Here is a 15,843-nt window from a genome sequence, read left to right on the forward strand (position 1 = left end):
CCTTGGTCTCCCGTGCCTCCGGCGGTCCGTCAGCAGGTGCTCCGCTCGTAGGGAAGATGGCTTTCTGAGACGCCAAGCCCCCGGAGCAGCCGCTCGGCCAGCCGTCCCGCGACTTCAGCCGAGGAATGTCGAAGCTCAGCGAAAGAACATGGAGCAGTCTCGAGGTACTCCGGCGAAGGGAAGCCCTCGAGGTCGAGTCCGAACTCGAAGTCCTCAATCGCGTCAGTGGCCCGGATGCCCGCGAGCCTGTCGATCAACAGACCCAGCCGCCACGGGCCGGTGTAGGCGAGGTGTTGCTCGCCCAGATGTGCGACGAGCAGGCAGAAACTCGTGACGAACTCGACCACCCACGGCGGATTCACCACCTGTTCGAACTCGGGACCAGTGAACAGAAACTTCGTACGCTGTGCGGTGGTGCCGGCGCCGCAGGCGAGTTCCACGGCGCCGGCATCGGTCACCAGCAGCCACACCAGATCGTCCTCGGCGATGCTCAGGCCCGAGCCGCTCGTGTTCTTGCGGACGCCGGCAGTCAACAGGCGGCCATCGGGATGGGCGCGATGGGTCGCCGATCTCTGCAGCAGCGGAGGGTCGTGGTCCGGCTCGATGCCGATCACTCGCTGCAGCGTCACCGCGTCAAGGCAACGCAGGACAGGTGCAGCCACCGGTCCGGCAGCAGGTTCGGCGAGCAGATACAGGTGACCGTTCTTGCGATCTGACGCCGGTACAGGGTCGAGGTTGCCGGCGATCGATCGCAGCCGCGATTCGAACCGCTCCGTGTCAACCCGCCGAGCCAGCATCACCTCACGGATCTGCTGGTCGGTCAGTAGCTGCCTGCCGTTGCAGGTGCGGCCCCAGTACCGGCCGTCCACCTGGTGAGGCGCCTGGCCGGACCGTGGCACCGTCACGACAAGGACACCGACAGCAGGATCGTCGGGACTTGGAAACGGCGGGTGCAGCACGACCTCAACCCGGGGTGTGACAAGACTCGAGGCCACCCGAAGGATTCGTTCGCCCAGGCCAGTGATCGGAACACCGGTCACCCGCCAGACAGACTCCTGGTCACGGGCAATACCAAGAATCAGGACACCCCCGACCACGCCGAGGCCGGCGAGGTCTTCGGCCAGATCCCTCTGCGCGTCGACGCCTGTCGGCAGCTCACTGCTGAAGGCGACCCGGCGGCCTTCGGTGAGGGCTCCGGTCGCAACCGCGTACACGACCTCGTCCCAGCTGGCGGCCGCCAACCGGGCGTCGTGGGTCGACGAGAAAAGAAGCTCCCGTGTCATCGCGGGCTCACCGGTTGACGAGTTCGGCATCGGCTTCCTCCGCTACTACCTCGGTGGCTCTCGCCATGACGGGACGACCTCGGTGGCCAGAACCCACTTGTTCGGCTGATGCAGGCCAGCCCTTTGGTGATGATGCGCTCGGCGCCGGTTGCGGCCGCGGGCATTACGTCGGGCCTGCGTCCTCCTGCTCAACCAGGTAGGTCGTTCTGGCCGTCCGCGGTACCGACTCGTCCAGCTCGCCGCAGTCGGCCAAGTGCTGCAGCGTCCGCGCGACGATTGATTGCGCATCGATGCCGAAGTGGCGGCGCAGGGCGGCACGGGTGTCGGAGTGGCCGAAGCCGTCGGTGCCCAGCGACGTCCAAGGCCTGCGGACGAACGGAGCGATCTGGTCGGGCACCGCGCGCATCCAGTCCGAGACCGCGAGGACGGGGCCCGCGGTTTCCTCCAGCCGCGTTGTGACATAGGGAACGCGGGGAGGCTGGTCGGGGTGAGACTGGTTCCATTCGTCGACCGCGAGGGCGTCACGACGTAGTTGGGTCCAGGACGTCACCGACCACACATCGGCCTGGACGCCCCAGTCGCTGTGCAGGAGGCGTTGTGCTTCCAGTGCCCAGGGCATCGCGATGCCGGAGGCAAGGATTTGCGCCTTCGGGCCGTCGCCGTCCGGGGCGGGGGAGTAGCGGTGCATCCCGGCGAGGATCCCGTCGATGTCGACGTCGTCGGGTTCGGCCGGTTGTGCGATCGGTTCGTTGTAGAGGGTGAGGTAGTAGAAGACGTTCTGGTCTTCGCCGGGTCGCGGTCGTCCGTACATGCGCCGGAGTGCGTCGGCGGTGATGTGGCCGAGTTCGAACGCGTAGGCGGCGTCGTAGGCAACACAGGCAGGGTTGGTCGATGCGAGCAGCAACGAATGGCCGTCCTGGTGCTGCAGGCCTTCGCCGTTCAAGGTGGTACGGCCGGCGGTGGCGCCCAGGAGGAATCCTCGGGTCATCTGGTCGGCCGCGGCCCAGAGTTGGTCGCCGGTGCGCTGGAACCCGAACATCGAGTAGAAGATGTACAGCGGGATCATCGGCTCATTGTGAGTGGCGTACGACGTACCGGCGGCTGTCCAGGACGCGGCTGAGCCGGCCTCGGTGATGCCCTCGTGGAGGAGAACACCGTGGACGTCCTCCTGGTAGCTGAGCATCTGTTCCCGGTCCACGGACAGGTAGTTCTGTCCGCGGGGCGAGTAGATCTTCTTGGACGGGAACAAGGAATCCAGCCCGAAGGTGCGGGCCTCGTCAGGGATGATCGGCACGAACCGGTGACCGATCTGTGGGTCTTTCATGAGGTCCTTGAGCAGCCGTACGAACGCCATGGTGGTGGCGACCTCTTGCCGGCCCGAGCCGCGCCGGGCGACGTCGTACGCCGCGGCGCCGGGCAGGACGAGAGGTTCGCTGTGCACTCTGCGCGCGGGCACGTACCCGCCGAGGGCGCGCCGCCGCTCAAGTAGATACTCCAGCTCTGGCGAGTTCTCCGGGGGCCGGTAGTAGGGCGGCTTGACCTCGTCGAGCGCGGCGTCGGGAATGTCCAGGAACAGCCGATCCCTGAATCCTTTGAGGCCCTCGACGGTCAGCTTCTTCATCTGATGAGTGGAGTTGCGGCTCTCGAAGTGGGAGCCGAGGGTCCATCCCTTGATGGTCTTGGCCAGGATCACCGTTGGCTGCCCGGTGTGTTCGGTCGCGGCCCGGTAGGCGGCGTACAGCTTGCGATAGTCGTGTCCACCGCGCTTGAGGTTCCAGATCTCGGCATCGGACAAGTGCTCGACCATGGCCGCGGTGCGGGGGTCTCGGCCGAAGAAGTGTTCGCGGACGAACGCGCCGGACTCGGCCTTGTAGGTCTGGAAGTCGCCGTCGGGTGTGGTGTTCATCAGGTTGAGGAGGGCGCCTTCGGTGTCGGCGGCCAGCAGCGGATCCCATTCGCGGCCCCAGATCACCTTGATGACGTTCCAGCCGGCGCCGCGAAAGTAGGACTCCAGTTCCTGGATGATCTTGCCGTTGCCGCGGACCGGGCCGTCGAGACGCTGGAGGTTGCAGTTGACGACGAAGGTCAGGTTGTCGAGTTCTTCACGGGCCGCGACCCCGATCGCGCCGAGGGACTCCGGTTCGTCCATCTCGCCGTCGCCCAGGAACGCCCAGACCCGCTGGTCGCTGGTGTCCTTGAGACCACGGTTGTGGAGGTAGCGGTTGAAGCGGGCCTGGTAGATCGCGTTGATCGGGCCCAGACCCATCGAGACCGTGGGGAACTCCCAGAAGTCCGGCATCAGCCGCGGGTGCGGGTACGACGGCAGCCCGCCGCCCCGTCCGGCATGGGAGAGTTCCTGCCGGAAGCCGTCGAGTTGATCGCTGGTCAGCCGGCCTTCCAGGAACGCCCGTGCGTAGATGCCTGGTGAGGCATGGCCCTGGAAGTAGATCTGGTCGCCGCCCCCGGATGCGTCGCGGCCGCGGAAGAAGTGGTTGAAGCCGACCTCGAACAGCGCCGCGGCGGAGGCGAAGGTGGAGATGTGTCCGCCGACGCCGATGCCCGGCCGCTGCGCACGGTGGACCATGACCGCGGCGTTCCAGCGGTTGTAGGCCCGGATCCGCCGTTCGACGTACTCGTCGCCCGGGAACGTCGGCTCGGCATCGGGTGCGATCGTGTTCAGGTAGTCGGTACTGCGCAGATTCGCGACACCGACGCGACGGTCGCGGGCCCGCTGCAGGATGCTGAGCAGCAGATACCGCGCCCTGTTCTGCCCGGCATGATCGACCACCTGGTCGATCGATTCGAGCCACTCCTGGGTCTCTGAGGGATCCAGATCAAGCAGTTGGCTGTGCAACCCAAGACTTTCCGGCAGGCCTTGCGGCGTCGGGGTCATGACGACTCCTTCAGGTCCGCGTAGCGGTACGGCGCGGCGATCTGGACGCTGGGCTCGTGCGCAACCGAGGGTCTGACGGCCTTCGTCCGGTGCGGGTGAACCACGGCGACCGGGCAGGCGGCATGGTGCAGCACGGCCTGGCTGACTGATCCCAGCAGCATGCCAGTGAAGCCGCCGCGCCCGCGTGAACCGACCACGATCAGCTCGGCGCCGTCGGATTCATCGATCAGTGCCTGGGCCGGGTGACTGTGCACCAGCTTCGTTTCCACGTCGATGCCAGGAACGAGGATCCGCCTACTGTCCATCGCCTCGGCGAACAATTGCCGGTCGACCTGCTCGACGATGTCCGCGGGGACGCGCAGCGAGGGATGCTGACGGGTCGGCACCGCGGCATGTACGGCGGTGATTCCGACGCGCCGGCGTGCGGCCTCCTGGAAGGCGAACCGGATCGCCGCGGCCGAGACCTCCGACCCGTCGACGCCGACGACGACCCGACCGGTCGGTGAGGCGGGGAACGCGGTGCCGTCTCGATGTGGGTGGACGACGATGACCGGGCACGGGGCGTGCGCGGCCACGGTGGAGCTGACCGACCCCACCAGCAGACCGGGGAAGCCACCGACGCCACGGCTGCCCACGACCACAAGTTGCGCGTCGCGAGCTTGGGCCAGCAGCGTCGGTACGGCGCCGGCGGCGAACAGTTCAGCGCTGACCTTGATGTCGGGCGCCGCCTGGCGCGCCTGGATTTCCGCGTCGCCGAGGATCCAACCGGCCGCCGCCCGGAGACCGTCGTTCATCGGCTCGGTGAGGTCGAGGCCGAAGGGGTCCGCGACCATCGGCCAGGTGAAGGTGTGAACGATGCGCAGCGGGCAGCGCCTGTACGACGCCTCGGCCGCCGTCCAGGCGAGCGCGGCTTGCGCGGATACCGAGCCGTCGACGCCGACCAGGACCGGTCGCCGGTCGCGGTCGTCTACAGCAGTTGTCTTCGTCATATCGCCGCTCCGCTTCCGCTCTCGATGCCCCCGCGATTTCGAGGGTGCCGTTTCAGCGCCCTGACGGGTACGGCAACGATCGGCGAACCTGTGACCGGACTTATGGCCGACGCCCGGCAACGATGCTCTACTGGGACGTGGCCCAGCACCTGCGTCGATCCAGCGTGAGGGGAGTGGCATGAGCGAGTCCGGGGCGCCGCGGTGGCCGGGTTCCGGTGACGCGAACAGCGCGGATGAAGCGTGGCTGACGGCGATCGCGCAGGCGGCCGCGGGGGACTCGCAGGCGCCGCTGGAGCTGCTGGTCGAATACCTCACCCTGCTCGCGGATGCGGCGATCTCCGGGCAACGGCCCCGGGAACACGAGTTGGCGATCGTCCGTGAACTCGGGCGTCGCGCCGCCGAGCAAGGTATCCCTGCCGGACGGGTCGTCGACCTGTACCTGTCCGCGGCGTGGCGGATGTGGCGGGACTTGCCCGACGTCGTGCCGTACCGCGACCGCGACACGGTCCGCGCCTCGGCCCAGGCGGTACTGCGGGCCGTCGGTGAAGCGATCGCGGTTCTCGTGGACAGCTATCAGGTCGCGACCAAGCAGCTGATCAGACAGGAGGAATCGCTGCGCCGCGAGCTGGTCGACGACCTGCTGCGCGGCGACCCCGACGTCGCCCGGATGGTCGAGCGTGCCGAACCGTTCGGGCTCGACCTCGGTCGGCCGCACCAGGTTGTACTGGCCCGCCCCGCCGACGGTCTCCCCGAGGGCGACAGCAGCGCGAACATGCTGGAACTCTTCATACTCGACCGTTTCGGAGACCGCGAGGTGCTCGTCGCCACCAAAGAGGGACTTCTCGTGGTGTTGATTCCCGCGACTGCTCCCAGCACCGCCCCGCGGACCATCAACCAGGGCGTGGGGGATCTGATCCACGACGCGTTGATCCGGCACCGATCGGGCCGCGAATGGCGCGTTGCGACGGGCCGGCCCTACCCCGGCTCCTACGGCATCGCCCGCTCCTACGAGGAGGCGCGCGAGGCGTTGACGCTGGCCGAGCGGCTGCAACTCGACGCGCCCGTGGTCGATGCTCGCGACATGCTCGTCTATCGGGTTCTGATTCGCGACCAGGCCGCCATCGTCGATCTCATCCAGGCTGTGCTCGGCCCGCTGACCCAGGCTCGCGGCGGTGCCGAGCCTCTTCTGCGGACCCTCGAGGCGTACTTCGCGACCGGTGAGGTCGCGACTGAGGCTGCCCGGCGCCTGAACATGTCGGTCCGCACTGTCACCTATCGGTTGGACAAGGTCAAGACCCTGACCGGACACGACCCGGGCGACCCAGCGCAGCGGTTCACGCTGCACATCGCCGTTCTCGGCGCGCGCCTCCTCGAGTGGCCTGCCCGCGACCTTCCGTCCGGCGCGGAGGCCCACGCCTAACGGACCCGACGCTGCGTCCCCGCCGGGGGCCGTCGTTGCCGGGCGTCGGCCAACACGCCGGCCTCAGGTTCGCCGGTCGTTGCCGTACCTGTCATCGCCACGCGGCGGCAGAGTCGTAGCTGCACGAGTAAGACCCGGACGTCGGCTCACGCAGGGCCGTACCTCAGGCGAACTGTCGCTCGTGTGCATGGCCGAGTCGCGGGCTGCCCTCGGGATCGCCCGCTGCCGTAAGGAGGTTTCTCGTGGACCAATCAGTCGCAGCCCACCTCGACCTGCCCAACGCTACGGCGCAGGAGAAAGCACCATGAAGGCCTACCGACTCTTCTGGTTGTCGTTCTGTGGTGTGCTCGGCGTACTCGGCGCGATCATGGCCCTCACCTGGTCACTCTCGAACCTCATCATGCTATTCGTCCTCTCCGCCCTCACGGGGGCCGTCGTGGCCATGGTCGCTCTGGCGGAGCCCGACGGCCCGAAGCGGCGGCCGTGGGATCGTCGACGGATTGTGGCCCGCAGCACAGCCCTCGCCGCGAGTGGCATAGTCTCCTTCATCGGCCTGGGCACCCTGGTAGGCGCTCCGACGGCGGTGGCGCTGCTGGTCATCATGGTCGGGTCATCGCCGTATGTGATTCGCCACTGCCGTCGCTGGCTCAGCGAACATGGCCACCTGACCAGCGCGTCACCTCGGCCTACCCTGCCGGATCGTGGCGACCGGTCGCCACGATCCGCGACGGCACCCATCCTGGCAACCGAACCGGACCACCAGGTGGCCGGCCCTCACGTCGCACCGGATGCTCTGAGTGACGAAGCTCTCTGCCGTGCCTGGCGGGCCAGCTTCTCGGCTCTGCAAAGGGCCGGTTCGCCGACGCAACGGTTGCGGATCGTCGACGAGCGCCGGGCGTATCTCGACGAGATCGAGCGCCGCACCGCTCACGGCATGGCCGCGTGGCTGGCGTCCGGACCGAGAGCAGCCGGAGACCCCAGCCGGTTCGTCCTGGGAGACGGCGCGGCAGGTCGCGCCCGCATCGACTGGGACGACCTGCTCCACGACACGGACAAGTGAACAACCACAACTCGATCGCCGCAGCTGGCGGATGCCAGGGAAACCGGGAACACCATGACCAAGCTTGAACGCCTCTACGGCCACTTCGGACAGAGCCCCTGGCTGGACAACCTCACCCGCGCCTACCTGCGTAACGGCACCCTGGCGCGCATGGTCGCTGACGGGATCCGCGGCGTCACCGCGAACCCGACGATCTTCGCCCGGAGCATCACCGGCTCCCACGACTACGACGAACAGTTCCGGGCGCTGATGGCGGCCGGCAAGTCGGTGGACGAGGCCTACTGGGAGTTGGTCCTCTCCGACGCCGGCCAGGCACTGGCCGTACTGCGACCGGTCTTCGACGGGGGTGACTGCGTCGACGGGTTCGTGTCGGTGGAGGTGTCTCCCGAGCTGGCTCACGACGCGCCCGCCACGATCGCCGCCGCGCGGTGGCTGCGCCGTCGTATCGCCCAACCCAATCTGCTCGTCAAGATTCCGGCAACCGCCGAAGGCGTCACCGCCGTCGAGGTGCTGACCGCCGAGGGTGCCAGCATCAACGTCACGCTGTTGTTCTCCCTGTCCCGGTACGCCGAGATCATCGAGGCCTACCTGTCCGGGCTGGAGAAGTTCACCGTGAACGGCGGCGATCCCTCGACCGTCAGCAGCGTCGCCTCCTTCTTTGTCAGCCGGGTCGACACCGAAGTCGACCAGCGACTCGAGGCCCTCGCAACCGACGAGGCGCTCGCTCTGCGCGGCCAGGCGGCGGTCGCGCAGGCCAAGCTGGCCTACCGGTTGTTCACCGAACAATTTTCTAGCAAGCGCTGGCATCGACTCGCCGGCCTGGGCGCAGATATCCAGCGTCCGCTGTGGGCCTCGACGTCCACCAAGAACCCCAACGACCGTGACACCCGCTACGTCGAGGAACTCATCGGCCCTGACACCGTCACGACTTTGCCCGAAGCAACCATTGCCGCCGTCGAGGATCACGGCACGCTCGCTCGCACCGTGGACAGCGGCGTGCCGGAGGCAGCCGAGCTGATGCTCCGCCTGGCGGCCGTCGGTGTCGACATGACCGCAGTCGGTCGCACCCTTGAGGACAACGGCATCGCCGCCTTCGACAAGTCATACCAGGACGTGCTGGCGAACTTGACGAACCTGGCAGCAGCCCCGCAGACGCCCGGCCGCACCCGCGAGGAAGGTTTCTCCGATGCCGCTCGAACCCGCAGCCACGCCCGTCGCAGCTGAACCTGGCCCCCTCTCGTCGGCCAAAGAACATGGCCGGGGTAGGGGAGCCGGCAAGTTTGAGCCCGGCCACGGCGGTCCCCAGAGGACACCTGACCGACAGGAGACCCACCTCCAACGCATCCGCCGTAACCGTGGCCGGCGCCGTTCCAGGCGCCGGCGGTGACAGGATGCGCCGCATGGTGCGGCAGCTGCGATGTTCTTTCCCGGGGTCGGGTGCGGTGTCGGAGGCGCTTGCCGAAGGCAACGTTGTTTGGTTGCCCACGCCTCGCCCTGCAACGTCACCGTCGGCAAGCGCTGATCATCATGATCAGCCGGCGATGGTGGCCGGCAACAGGCGAAGGCGCCCATGAATCGCCGGTATGCGTCAGTTCCGCCTCGAATCCTTGGCGCCACGATGGGTGTTTCGGATTCCAGCCGAGGAAGCGTTTCGCGTTGGCGTTGCCGGCGCCCCGCAGTTCGGCGGTCACCTTGACCCCGGGAGCCGCGCGGCGCGCGCGGCTCACCGCTTCGCCGAGGAGCCACTCGGCGCCCGCATAGTTGCCGGTGCTCAATGGAGGGACAGTCAGGTCGACCGGGTTGCCCATCGTGGGCAAGGTGAACGCGTGAACAACCTGCAGCGGGCAGCGGCGGTACGACACCGACTGTGCCGCGCGAGTAGACAGTGCGCCTGCGCAGACACCGAGCCGTCGGACACCGACAAGGACCAGGCGGCGGTCACGGTTTGTCATGCGACCACACACGGGTCGGAGGAGGGGCAGTCCGTCGCGCCCTTCCCATGCCGCGGCGCCATTGCCGGAGGCTTGTGCGTAGGCTGCGACGCGCGCCGCTACGGCGCGTGGCGGGCAGGCGGTAGCTGGGCCTATCGGCGGGCCCCCAGTAGGGAATGGTCTCGGCTCGGTAGTCGTGGGTTGATGCAGCAGTTGCCTTCGTCATGTCGTCGCTCCGTTCAGCTTGGATCCCTGTGGCTTCGACTGTGCCGTACCTGCGCCACGACAGGTACGGCCACGATCGGCGAACCTGTGACCGGCCTTATGGCCGACGCCCAGCAACGACGCTCTACTGGAACAGCGCCCCACACCCGCATCGATCCCGCGCGAAGGGGAGGGAGACGAGCTGATCCCGTCGGCGACCGCGTTCGGGCGACGGGCCCGTGAACAGCGCAGATGAAGCCCTGGCCGACCGCGATCGCACAGGCTGCCGCTGCTCGTACTGTGCGCTGCTCGTGATCGAGGCGTCTTTCCATGCAGGTAAGGCATTGCGTCGGGCTGGTTCCGGATCGTCCGGCTCGATCGTGAGGGGAACCACAGAGGTCGCATGTGGTGCCGACAATGTTCGTATCCACATGAAGATAGGGAGAATCCCGAGATGATGGCGGGGCCGTCAGAGAGAATGTGGCCGATGGGCTGACGGCGTACCGCGATCTTTGGAAGACCCACAGTGTGATGGTGCTGCTCGCCGCGGCGCTGACCAGTAGATTTGCGCTGCATGTCGACCGACCGCTATGGCTGCGCAGGTGGGGGACATGTGGCAGACACTCATGAGCGGCAGACGCCAGACGACGCAGGTCGGCCGTCATGTCATCCAATGTCAACGACTTGCGCGATGTCGTACGCCAGGGGCAGGCTCGCCCAATGGAGTTCCGCCTGCTTGGACCCTTGGAGGCCATGGATGCGGGCCGGCGTATCCCGCTGCGGCTTCGCCGGCAGGAGCGGCTGCTGCTAGGCATTCTGCTTCTCAATGCAGGCCGTACAGTCTCGATCGACCGGCTGACGGATCTGCTGTGGGACGGCGAGCCGACAGCGAACGCACGGCATGCGGTCCATACCTACATCGGACGGCTGCGGAAGTTGCTCGCGTCGTACGAAGTCGAGATCGCCACTCAAGCCGATGGATACGAGTTCAAGCTTGCTGACCACTTTGTTGATGCCTTGGAGTTTCTCCAGTCAGCGCGCGACGCCGCTGCCACGACTGATCTCGCCGAACGTGCGCGACATGCGGGCGCGGCTCTCGGCCTGTGGCGTGGCTCTGTCCTGGAAGATTTGACGAGTCCGTCGCTGCGCTTGCGAGTCGGAGCAGCTCTCGAGGAAGCCCGGCTGACTACAGCGGAGACGTGGGCCCACATTCAGCTCGCTATGGGGCACCACGACCGCGTGATATTCGAGGTCGCCGGACTCGCGGAGGAGTACCCGGCGCGGGAGAGGTTGGTCGCCGCGGTCATGACCGCTCTTTACCGCGCCGCTCGGCAGGCCGATGCGTTGCACCTTTACGACCGTTCACGAAAGGCGCTCGCTGAGGAGCTGGACATCGAGCCCGGACTCGAGCTCGAGACCGTATATCAACGGATTCTCACGAAGGACGTGCGACTGGAACGACCGGCCGCCCCCATCTACGCCGTGCTGGTGGGTGAGTTCTGGTTGCCGTGGAGTGTTGGCGGCCACCCAGTTCTGGAGTTCTGCAATACCTATGCCGGCTGGGGCGGACCGCGCAGTCCTGGCGCCGAGTGGCTACGTGGTTATCCCACGCTGGCCGTTTGGGCCGGCCATCAGGACTTGCTGGACGACGCAACCATCACCGACCTACTCAGCGACGCACAGCGGGATCCACTCACCGCGGCCGGTGTGATGGATGAGGCGCGCGAGTTGCGTGCATTGCTGTACACCTGCCTCACTGATCCTGGGAAGCCTGACGCCTTCGCCTCTGTCGCGAGGTACGTCGAAGAAGCCGCGCAGAACGCAACATTCGGCTGCGGGTCGAATGGGGTTGCTCGGTGGAGTATCAACCGCAACACCTGCCTTCGAGCGCCGATTCTTGCCGTCGCGCAGTCCGCGGGTCGGCTTCTCGCCGATCCTCGGCGACTGACCGTCTGTGCGTGCTCGAGCCCGCAGTGCGGATGGCTCTTCATCGACGAGACCGGACGACGTCGCTTCTGCAGCGTCGCCACCTGCGGCGATCCCTCATGACAGGACCGGGTACGACGTGGTGAGTTCGTGGTGAGCTGTCGCCGCCACCCTTGTCGACATGTGTAAGCGAGTCTTCTTCCTGGCCATACTCATCACACTGCTCCTAGGGGCGACACCGGCTCGAGCGACCACACGTGGTGGCTGGGTGCCGGCGCCGTCAGCGCCATTTGACGCACCTGCCGGCACTCGGTGCGACTTCCCCGTCAATGCCGAACCGGTCCTCGACGAGGTGAAGACGCGGGTCCTTGCGCGCTATTCAGACGGCTCGACGAAGCGCGAGGCGTACGTTGGCGACTTGATCTTCGCCGTCACCAACCTCGCCACGAGCAGGACCATCCAGGTTGACATAGGCGGCAGCGCGCTCGTCGACTATGCCAGAGGTGGAACACTGGAAACGAACTCCACCTGGCACTTGGTCGGACCGGCGATGTTCGGCTTTCGCGAGAACGGAGGAAACCGTCCCCGCGGGATCTACGTGTTCGACGGCATCTTCAGTGTCGCGTTCGACGCCACGGGGGTAAAGACCGTAACCCGGTACCAGGGCACTGAGCGCAACCTATGCGAGGAACTGGGCGAATCCGAAGACCGCTGAACGAACTTCCTCCACACGACAGACTAGTCGGGAATCTTGATCGACCTGCCGGTTTGATCCTTGCCGCACGGCGTTCCCAGCCCTGCCTTCGAGCCTTCCAGGCACCGGGGCGGGGTCTGTGCGGTGATGTCTTTCGTCTGAGGTGAGGTGTTCAGCCGTTGAAGATGACGCTCACGGTGTTGCTTGGTGGGGAGTTGAGGCCGATGTCGTCTTGTGCGCGGACCAGAAGGTGTAGGTGAGTCCGGGGCTGAGGCCGCACACGGGGTCGGGTGTCGAGGGATCCGACGAGCAGTGTCGTTGCGGAACCTGCGTGCTGCTGGGAGCACGGTCCTCCGTCGACCAAGTAGATGACGTCTGAGTCGTCAACGGACGGATCCCAGGCCAGCACGATTCCGTTGGAGTTGTTGCTCACCACGTGCAGGTTGCCCGGCGCGGTCGGTGGCGTGTCGTCGCCTGGTGCGAACGAGGTCGTCGGTTTGTTGCTGAACGAGGCGTTGCCACCTCGTGCGCTACACCCGCTTCGACCAGGGCGGGCACTTCGCACCGCACGTGGAGCCGGATTCGCTCGCCCGAGACATCCACCACTTCGCCGCAGCTCTGTCTGCCTGACCTCCAAACAGCTGCCGAATGAATTCAGGACTATCTGGCTCGAACCGGTCTTGCCGGAGACAGCGCGTGCGCGCAACGTAAGCTGGCGACCGTGGGGACGCCAGACCGCGCGGCACGGGCCGAAGAGGTGACGCGTGTTGCGCGAGGCGCGGCTGACTGGTTGCTCGGCAAAGTTGCCGACTGCAAGGACCCGTCGCTCTACCACGGTATGGCCGGCATCGTTCTCGCGCTGCAGGAAGCGGCGCACCACTTCGGCGACGATCGCTATCACCATGCAGTGGCTGCGGGCGTGGATGCTCTGAGCGCGAGCGTCGACAATCTTGAGGACTCGTCGCTGTACTTCGGCTTGGCCGGCGTCGCCGCCGCACTGCGGGCGCTTGGCAATCCCGATGCGGCAGACCGCACGCTGGGCCGGATTCGGGATCGCTTCGACGGGCAGCGCTGGAGCCCGATGTTCGAGCTCTTCGCCGGCAACGCCGGCATAGGGCTCGGTGCACTGTTCGCAGGCGATGTCGACATGGCCGTTGCGGCGGTGACGCCCTACCTCGCTACTGCGGATCGGACGGAATACGGCGTGAACTGGCCGGTCAGGCCCTCTCCGCCCCGATCCCATCACATCGCGCACGGCACCCTGGGCATCGTCTTTGCGCTGGCCGCCGTCGGTCGAGCCGCTGACCGGGACGATCTGATCGACCTTGCCCTCGCCGGAGCAGCAGACGTCGTCGGCCGCAATGAGGCTGGTCCCCACGGCTTCCTTGTACCGCACTCCGACCCGCCGCACCGGCCTGATGTGATCGAGCGGTTCAGTCTTGGTTGGTGCAATGGCCCGTCGGGCGACGCACAAGTCTTTCGGCTGCTAGCGCAGGTCACTGCAGACTCGGCCTGGACTCGACTCGGTGACAGGTGCTGGCAGACGGTCACACAGTCCGGCTTGCCGCGTCGGATCCGTCCGGGTTTCTGGGACAACCACGGGCGGTGCTGCGGAACCGCAGGCGTACTGGCCCTGGCCTGTGACCGAATCGTGGAACGTGGTGACGACTTCGACTTCGCCGACGTCCTCGTCGATGACCTGGCGACTCATGCAATCGTCGATGAAGCCGGCGTTCGCTGGTCGAATCATGAGCACCGCGCAGATCCACCAGACCTTGAACCGCGCCCCGGATGGGCCATGGGCAACGCAGGCATCGTTCGTGAGTTGCTGCGCTACGCACGACTGAACGAGGGCGGCTTCGGAGGCTACGCAATCAGGTGGCCGGACCATCCCGGCACGGATGCGAACCCGTAACGTTCGCTGACAGGCCCGGGCGGCACCAGCCTGTGCTCATGGCGAGTTGTTGCGCAGGTCAACGATCAGGCCGGGGTGCGGCCAGCGGTTCCTGGAGGTCCTCGAGCAGTTCGACCTGACCGGACAGCATCCCGGTGAGGATCGTGCGGGCGACTCTGAGCAGTTCTGTGATGTCGGGGCTCGTCAGTGAGTAGATCACCGTCGACCCCTGCTTTCGGGTCGCCACCAGTCCGGATCGGCGTAGCACGGCCAACTGCTGGGACAGGCTCGTCGCCTCGATGCCGACATCGGACAGTATTTCCGCAACCGAGTGATCCCGTTCGCTGAGCAGTTCCAGCACGCGGATGCGCGCGGGATGCCCGAGCGTCTTGAAGAACTCGGCCTTCACCTGATACAGAGGTCTGCTCACCCGACGCACCTCTGACTCGGCCGCAGGGGCGTCCACTCTCCGGCGCCGACGTTCCACACCTGAAAATCTATCACTCGCTGCACATCTGAACAGGTGCAGAAGCCGCGATCGGCTTGGCGGCCGGAACCGAGCCCGGACGGTGGTCGCGTCATTGCCCGACACAACGAACCGGTGCCTTGTGGTCACAGTCGGTGTAAACATGGATCATGGATCTGACTCTCGTCACGTCGTACGACGCCTCGCCGGAGGAGGTGTTCGCGATGATCACCGACGTCACCTTCCAGGAACAGGTGTTCGAGCGTCTGAGGGCGCGGTCGTACGACGTCGAGGTGGGGGACTCCGGCGACGACCGGGCTGTCCGGGTCCATTGGCAGACGCAGCCCGTGGACGTGCCCGTCGTCGCACGAAGGCTCGTGGGCCACTCGCTCGTCCTGGCGCAGAACAAGATCTGGCACCGGCCGGACGTCGACGGCGCGCGGGAGGCGGAGGTCGACGGCGAGGTGTCCGGTGCGCCGGTGAGGCTCACCGGCAGGACGCGGATCACCCCCGAAGGACGAGGGACGACCCAGTCTTTCGAGTTGCACGTGACCGCGTCGCTCCCGGTGGTGGGTAAAGGGCTCGAGCAGGTCATGGCGGACGCCGTCCGGATCAGGCTGGAGAAGAAGTTCGAGGTGGCGTGGTCCTGGCTGGCCGGCTCACTGTGAGGTCGCCGGGGTCGAGTCCTCGTCCGGTAGCGGGCGCACGTGGACCCGGGAGCCTGTGGCCGCGGCTTGGCGGACGAGTTCGGTGACTCCGGCGGCGTCGGTCACGGTGCGGGTGGGCGCGTCGGGCTCGCGGGAGGTGTAGGTCACTTCGTAGAGCAAGGCGGTCGCTCTTTTCGTGGTCCGCTGGGCCGAACTCGACTGGTCAGACTTCTTCACCCGACAGGTTGGCCGGAACAGTCACCCCGTTCTCCATGGCCAGCCGGAGGAGGCTGTCGAGCTCGCCGGAGTAGACGCGCTCGGCGTCGAGGTCTCCGGCGTCCCGGGCGGTGCGGAGTTCCCTGCGGGCGACGACGATCCGCTGTCGCAGTTCCTCGGTGAACGCGTCCATGGTCTCCGTCCGGCTGTGAGCTGTGCT

At 66.7% G+C, this 15,843-nt stretch carries 14 protein-coding genes; 7 read left to right on the forward strand and 7 right to left on the reverse strand.

The window, feature by feature from the left end; genetic code table 11:
* Positions 1-29: 29 nt before the first annotated feature.
* The 3 genes from ACGFH6_RS07885 to ACGFH6_RS07895 all read right to left on the reverse strand — a co-directional run bounded on the left by ACGFH6_RS07885 (position 30) and on the right by ACGFH6_RS07895 (position 5,165).
* On the reverse strand, positions 30-869 hold the full coding sequence (locus ACGFH6_RS07885; RefSeq protein ID WP_393381506.1) for a hypothetical protein: 840 nt from the start codon (positions 867-869) through the stop codon (positions 30-32).
* A 577-nt stretch (positions 870-1,446) separates the two neighbouring features.
* Entirely contained in the window at positions 1,447-4,176 is a 2,730-nt protein-coding gene (gene aceE / locus ACGFH6_RS07890; protein ID WP_393381508.1) for a pyruvate dehydrogenase (acetyl-transferring), homodimeric type, read from the reverse strand.
* Complete coding sequence (locus ACGFH6_RS07895) at positions 4,173-5,165, reverse strand: universal stress protein (protein ID WP_393381510.1); 993 nt, start codon at positions 5,163-5,165, stop codon at positions 4,173-4,175. The genes aceE and ACGFH6_RS07895 overlap by 4 nt, the downstream gene beginning before the upstream one ends.
* Positions 5,166-5,343: 178 nt before the next feature.
* Between ACGFH6_RS07895 and ACGFH6_RS07900 the strand changes: the two genes are divergently transcribed.
* The 3 genes from ACGFH6_RS07900 to tal all read left to right on the forward strand — a co-directional run bounded on the left by ACGFH6_RS07900 (position 5,344) and on the right by tal (position 8,869).
* Positions 5,344-6,585, forward strand: a complete 1,242-nt coding sequence (locus tag ACGFH6_RS07900; protein WP_393381512.1) for a PucR family transcriptional regulator — start codon at positions 5,344-5,346, stop codon at positions 6,583-6,585.
* Positions 6,586-6,889: 304 nt separating this feature from the next.
* Complete coding sequence (locus ACGFH6_RS07905) at positions 6,890-7,645, forward strand: hypothetical protein (protein ID WP_393381513.1); 756 nt, start codon at positions 6,890-6,892, stop codon at positions 7,643-7,645.
* A 54-nt stretch (positions 7,646-7,699) separates the two neighbouring features.
* Positions 7,700-8,869: a transaldolase gene (tal, locus tag ACGFH6_RS07910; protein WP_393381515.1), complete on the forward strand. Its 1,170-nt coding sequence runs from the start codon at positions 7,700-7,702 to the stop codon at positions 8,867-8,869.
* Positions 8,870-9,147: 278 nt separating this feature from the next.
* On the opposite strand, the gene ACGFH6_RS07915 is transcribed toward tal, so the two are convergent.
* Positions 9,148-9,453, reverse strand: a complete 306-nt coding sequence (locus ACGFH6_RS07915; protein ID WP_393381517.1) for a hypothetical protein — start codon at positions 9,451-9,453, stop codon at positions 9,148-9,150.
* A gap of 1,047 nt (positions 9,454-10,500) precedes the next feature.
* Between ACGFH6_RS07915 and ACGFH6_RS07920 the strand changes: the two genes are divergently transcribed.
* The 3 genes from ACGFH6_RS07920 to ACGFH6_RS07930 all read left to right on the forward strand — a co-directional run bounded on the left by ACGFH6_RS07920 (position 10,501) and on the right by ACGFH6_RS07930 (position 14,315).
* Positions 10,501-11,829 carry a BTAD domain-containing putative transcriptional regulator gene (locus ACGFH6_RS07920; protein WP_393381519.1) on the forward strand — a complete coding sequence of 443 codons (1,329 nt, stop codon included), beginning with the start codon at positions 10,501-10,503 and terminating at the stop codon, positions 11,827-11,829.
* A gap of 145 nt (positions 11,830-11,974) precedes the next feature.
* A complete protein-coding gene (locus tag ACGFH6_RS07925) occupies positions 11,975-12,421 on the forward strand; it encodes a hypothetical protein (protein WP_393381521.1) in 447 nt (148 codons plus the stop codon).
* A gap of 700 nt (positions 12,422-13,121) precedes the next feature.
* Positions 13,122-14,315 (forward strand): lanthionine synthetase LanC family protein, encoded by a 1,194-nt coding sequence (locus tag ACGFH6_RS07930; protein ID WP_393381523.1) that lies wholly within the window; start codon positions 13,122-13,124, stop codon positions 14,313-14,315.
* A 58-nt stretch (positions 14,316-14,373) separates the two neighbouring features.
* On the opposite strand, the gene ACGFH6_RS07935 is transcribed toward ACGFH6_RS07930, so the two are convergent.
* Positions 14,374-14,724, reverse strand: coding sequence for an ArsR/SmtB family transcription factor (locus ACGFH6_RS07935; RefSeq protein WP_393381525.1), 351 nt, complete (start codon positions 14,722-14,724; stop codon positions 14,374-14,376).
* 206 nt (positions 14,725-14,930) lie between these two features.
* Here ACGFH6_RS07935 and ACGFH6_RS07940 point away from each other — a divergent pair, with 206 nt between their 5' ends.
* Positions 14,931-15,428: a DUF2505 domain-containing protein gene (locus ACGFH6_RS07940; protein ID WP_393381526.1), complete on the forward strand. Its 498-nt coding sequence runs from the start codon at positions 14,931-14,933 to the stop codon at positions 15,426-15,428.
* Here ACGFH6_RS07940 and ACGFH6_RS07945 read toward each other — a convergent pair.
* Positions 15,420-15,644 carry a hypothetical protein gene (locus ACGFH6_RS07945; RefSeq protein ID WP_393381527.1) on the reverse strand — a complete coding sequence of 75 codons (225 nt, stop codon included), beginning with the start codon at positions 15,642-15,644 and terminating at the stop codon, positions 15,420-15,422. The two genes, ACGFH6_RS07940 and ACGFH6_RS07945, sit on opposite strands and share 9 nt — an antisense overlap.
* Entirely contained in the window at positions 15,631-15,816 is a 186-nt protein-coding gene (locus ACGFH6_RS07950) for a hypothetical protein (protein ID WP_393381529.1), read from the reverse strand. The genes ACGFH6_RS07945 and ACGFH6_RS07950 overlap by 14 nt, the downstream gene beginning before the upstream one ends.
* Between the last annotated feature and the right edge of the window lie 27 nt (positions 15,817-15,843).

The organism is Kribbella sp. NPDC049227, assembly GCF_043197265.1.
GTDB lineage: Bacteria > Actinomycetota > Actinomycetes > Propionibacteriales > Kribbellaceae > Kribbella.

What these genes read in the sequence shown, in the direction of transcription:
- ACGFH6_RS07940 (WP_393381526.1), top strand. Translation starts at nt 14,931, where the DNA reads ATGGATCTGACTCTCGTCACGTCGTACGACGCCTCGCCGGAGGAGGTG.
- aceE (WP_393381508.1), bottom strand. Translation starts at nt 4,176, where the DNA reads ATGACCCCGACGCCGCAAGGCCTGCCGGAAAGTCTTGGGTTGCACAGC.
- ACGFH6_RS07920 (WP_393381519.1), top strand. Translation starts at nt 10,501, where the DNA reads ATGGAGTTCCGCCTGCTTGGACCCTTGGAGGCCATGGATGCGGGCCGG.
- ACGFH6_RS07915 (WP_393381517.1), bottom strand. Translation starts at nt 9,453, where the DNA reads ATGGGCAACCCGGTCGACCTGACTGTCCCTCCATTGAGCACCGGCAAC.
- ACGFH6_RS07900 (WP_393381512.1), top strand. Translation starts at nt 5,344, where the DNA reads ATGAGCGAGTCCGGGGCGCCGCGGTGGCCGGGTTCCGGTGACGCGAAC.
- ACGFH6_RS07950 (WP_393381529.1), bottom strand. Translation starts at nt 15,816, where the DNA reads ATGGACGCGTTCACCGAGGAACTGCGACAGCGGATCGTCGTCGCCCGC.
- ACGFH6_RS07895 (WP_393381510.1), bottom strand. Translation starts at nt 5,165, where the DNA reads ATGACGAAGACAACTGCTGTAGACGACCGCGACCGGCGACCGGTCCTG.
- tal (WP_393381515.1), top strand. Translation starts at nt 7,700, where the DNA reads ATGACCAAGCTTGAACGCCTCTACGGCCACTTCGGACAGAGCCCCTGG.
- ACGFH6_RS07905 (WP_393381513.1), top strand. Translation starts at nt 6,890, where the DNA reads ATGAAGGCCTACCGACTCTTCTGGTTGTCGTTCTGTGGTGTGCTCGGC.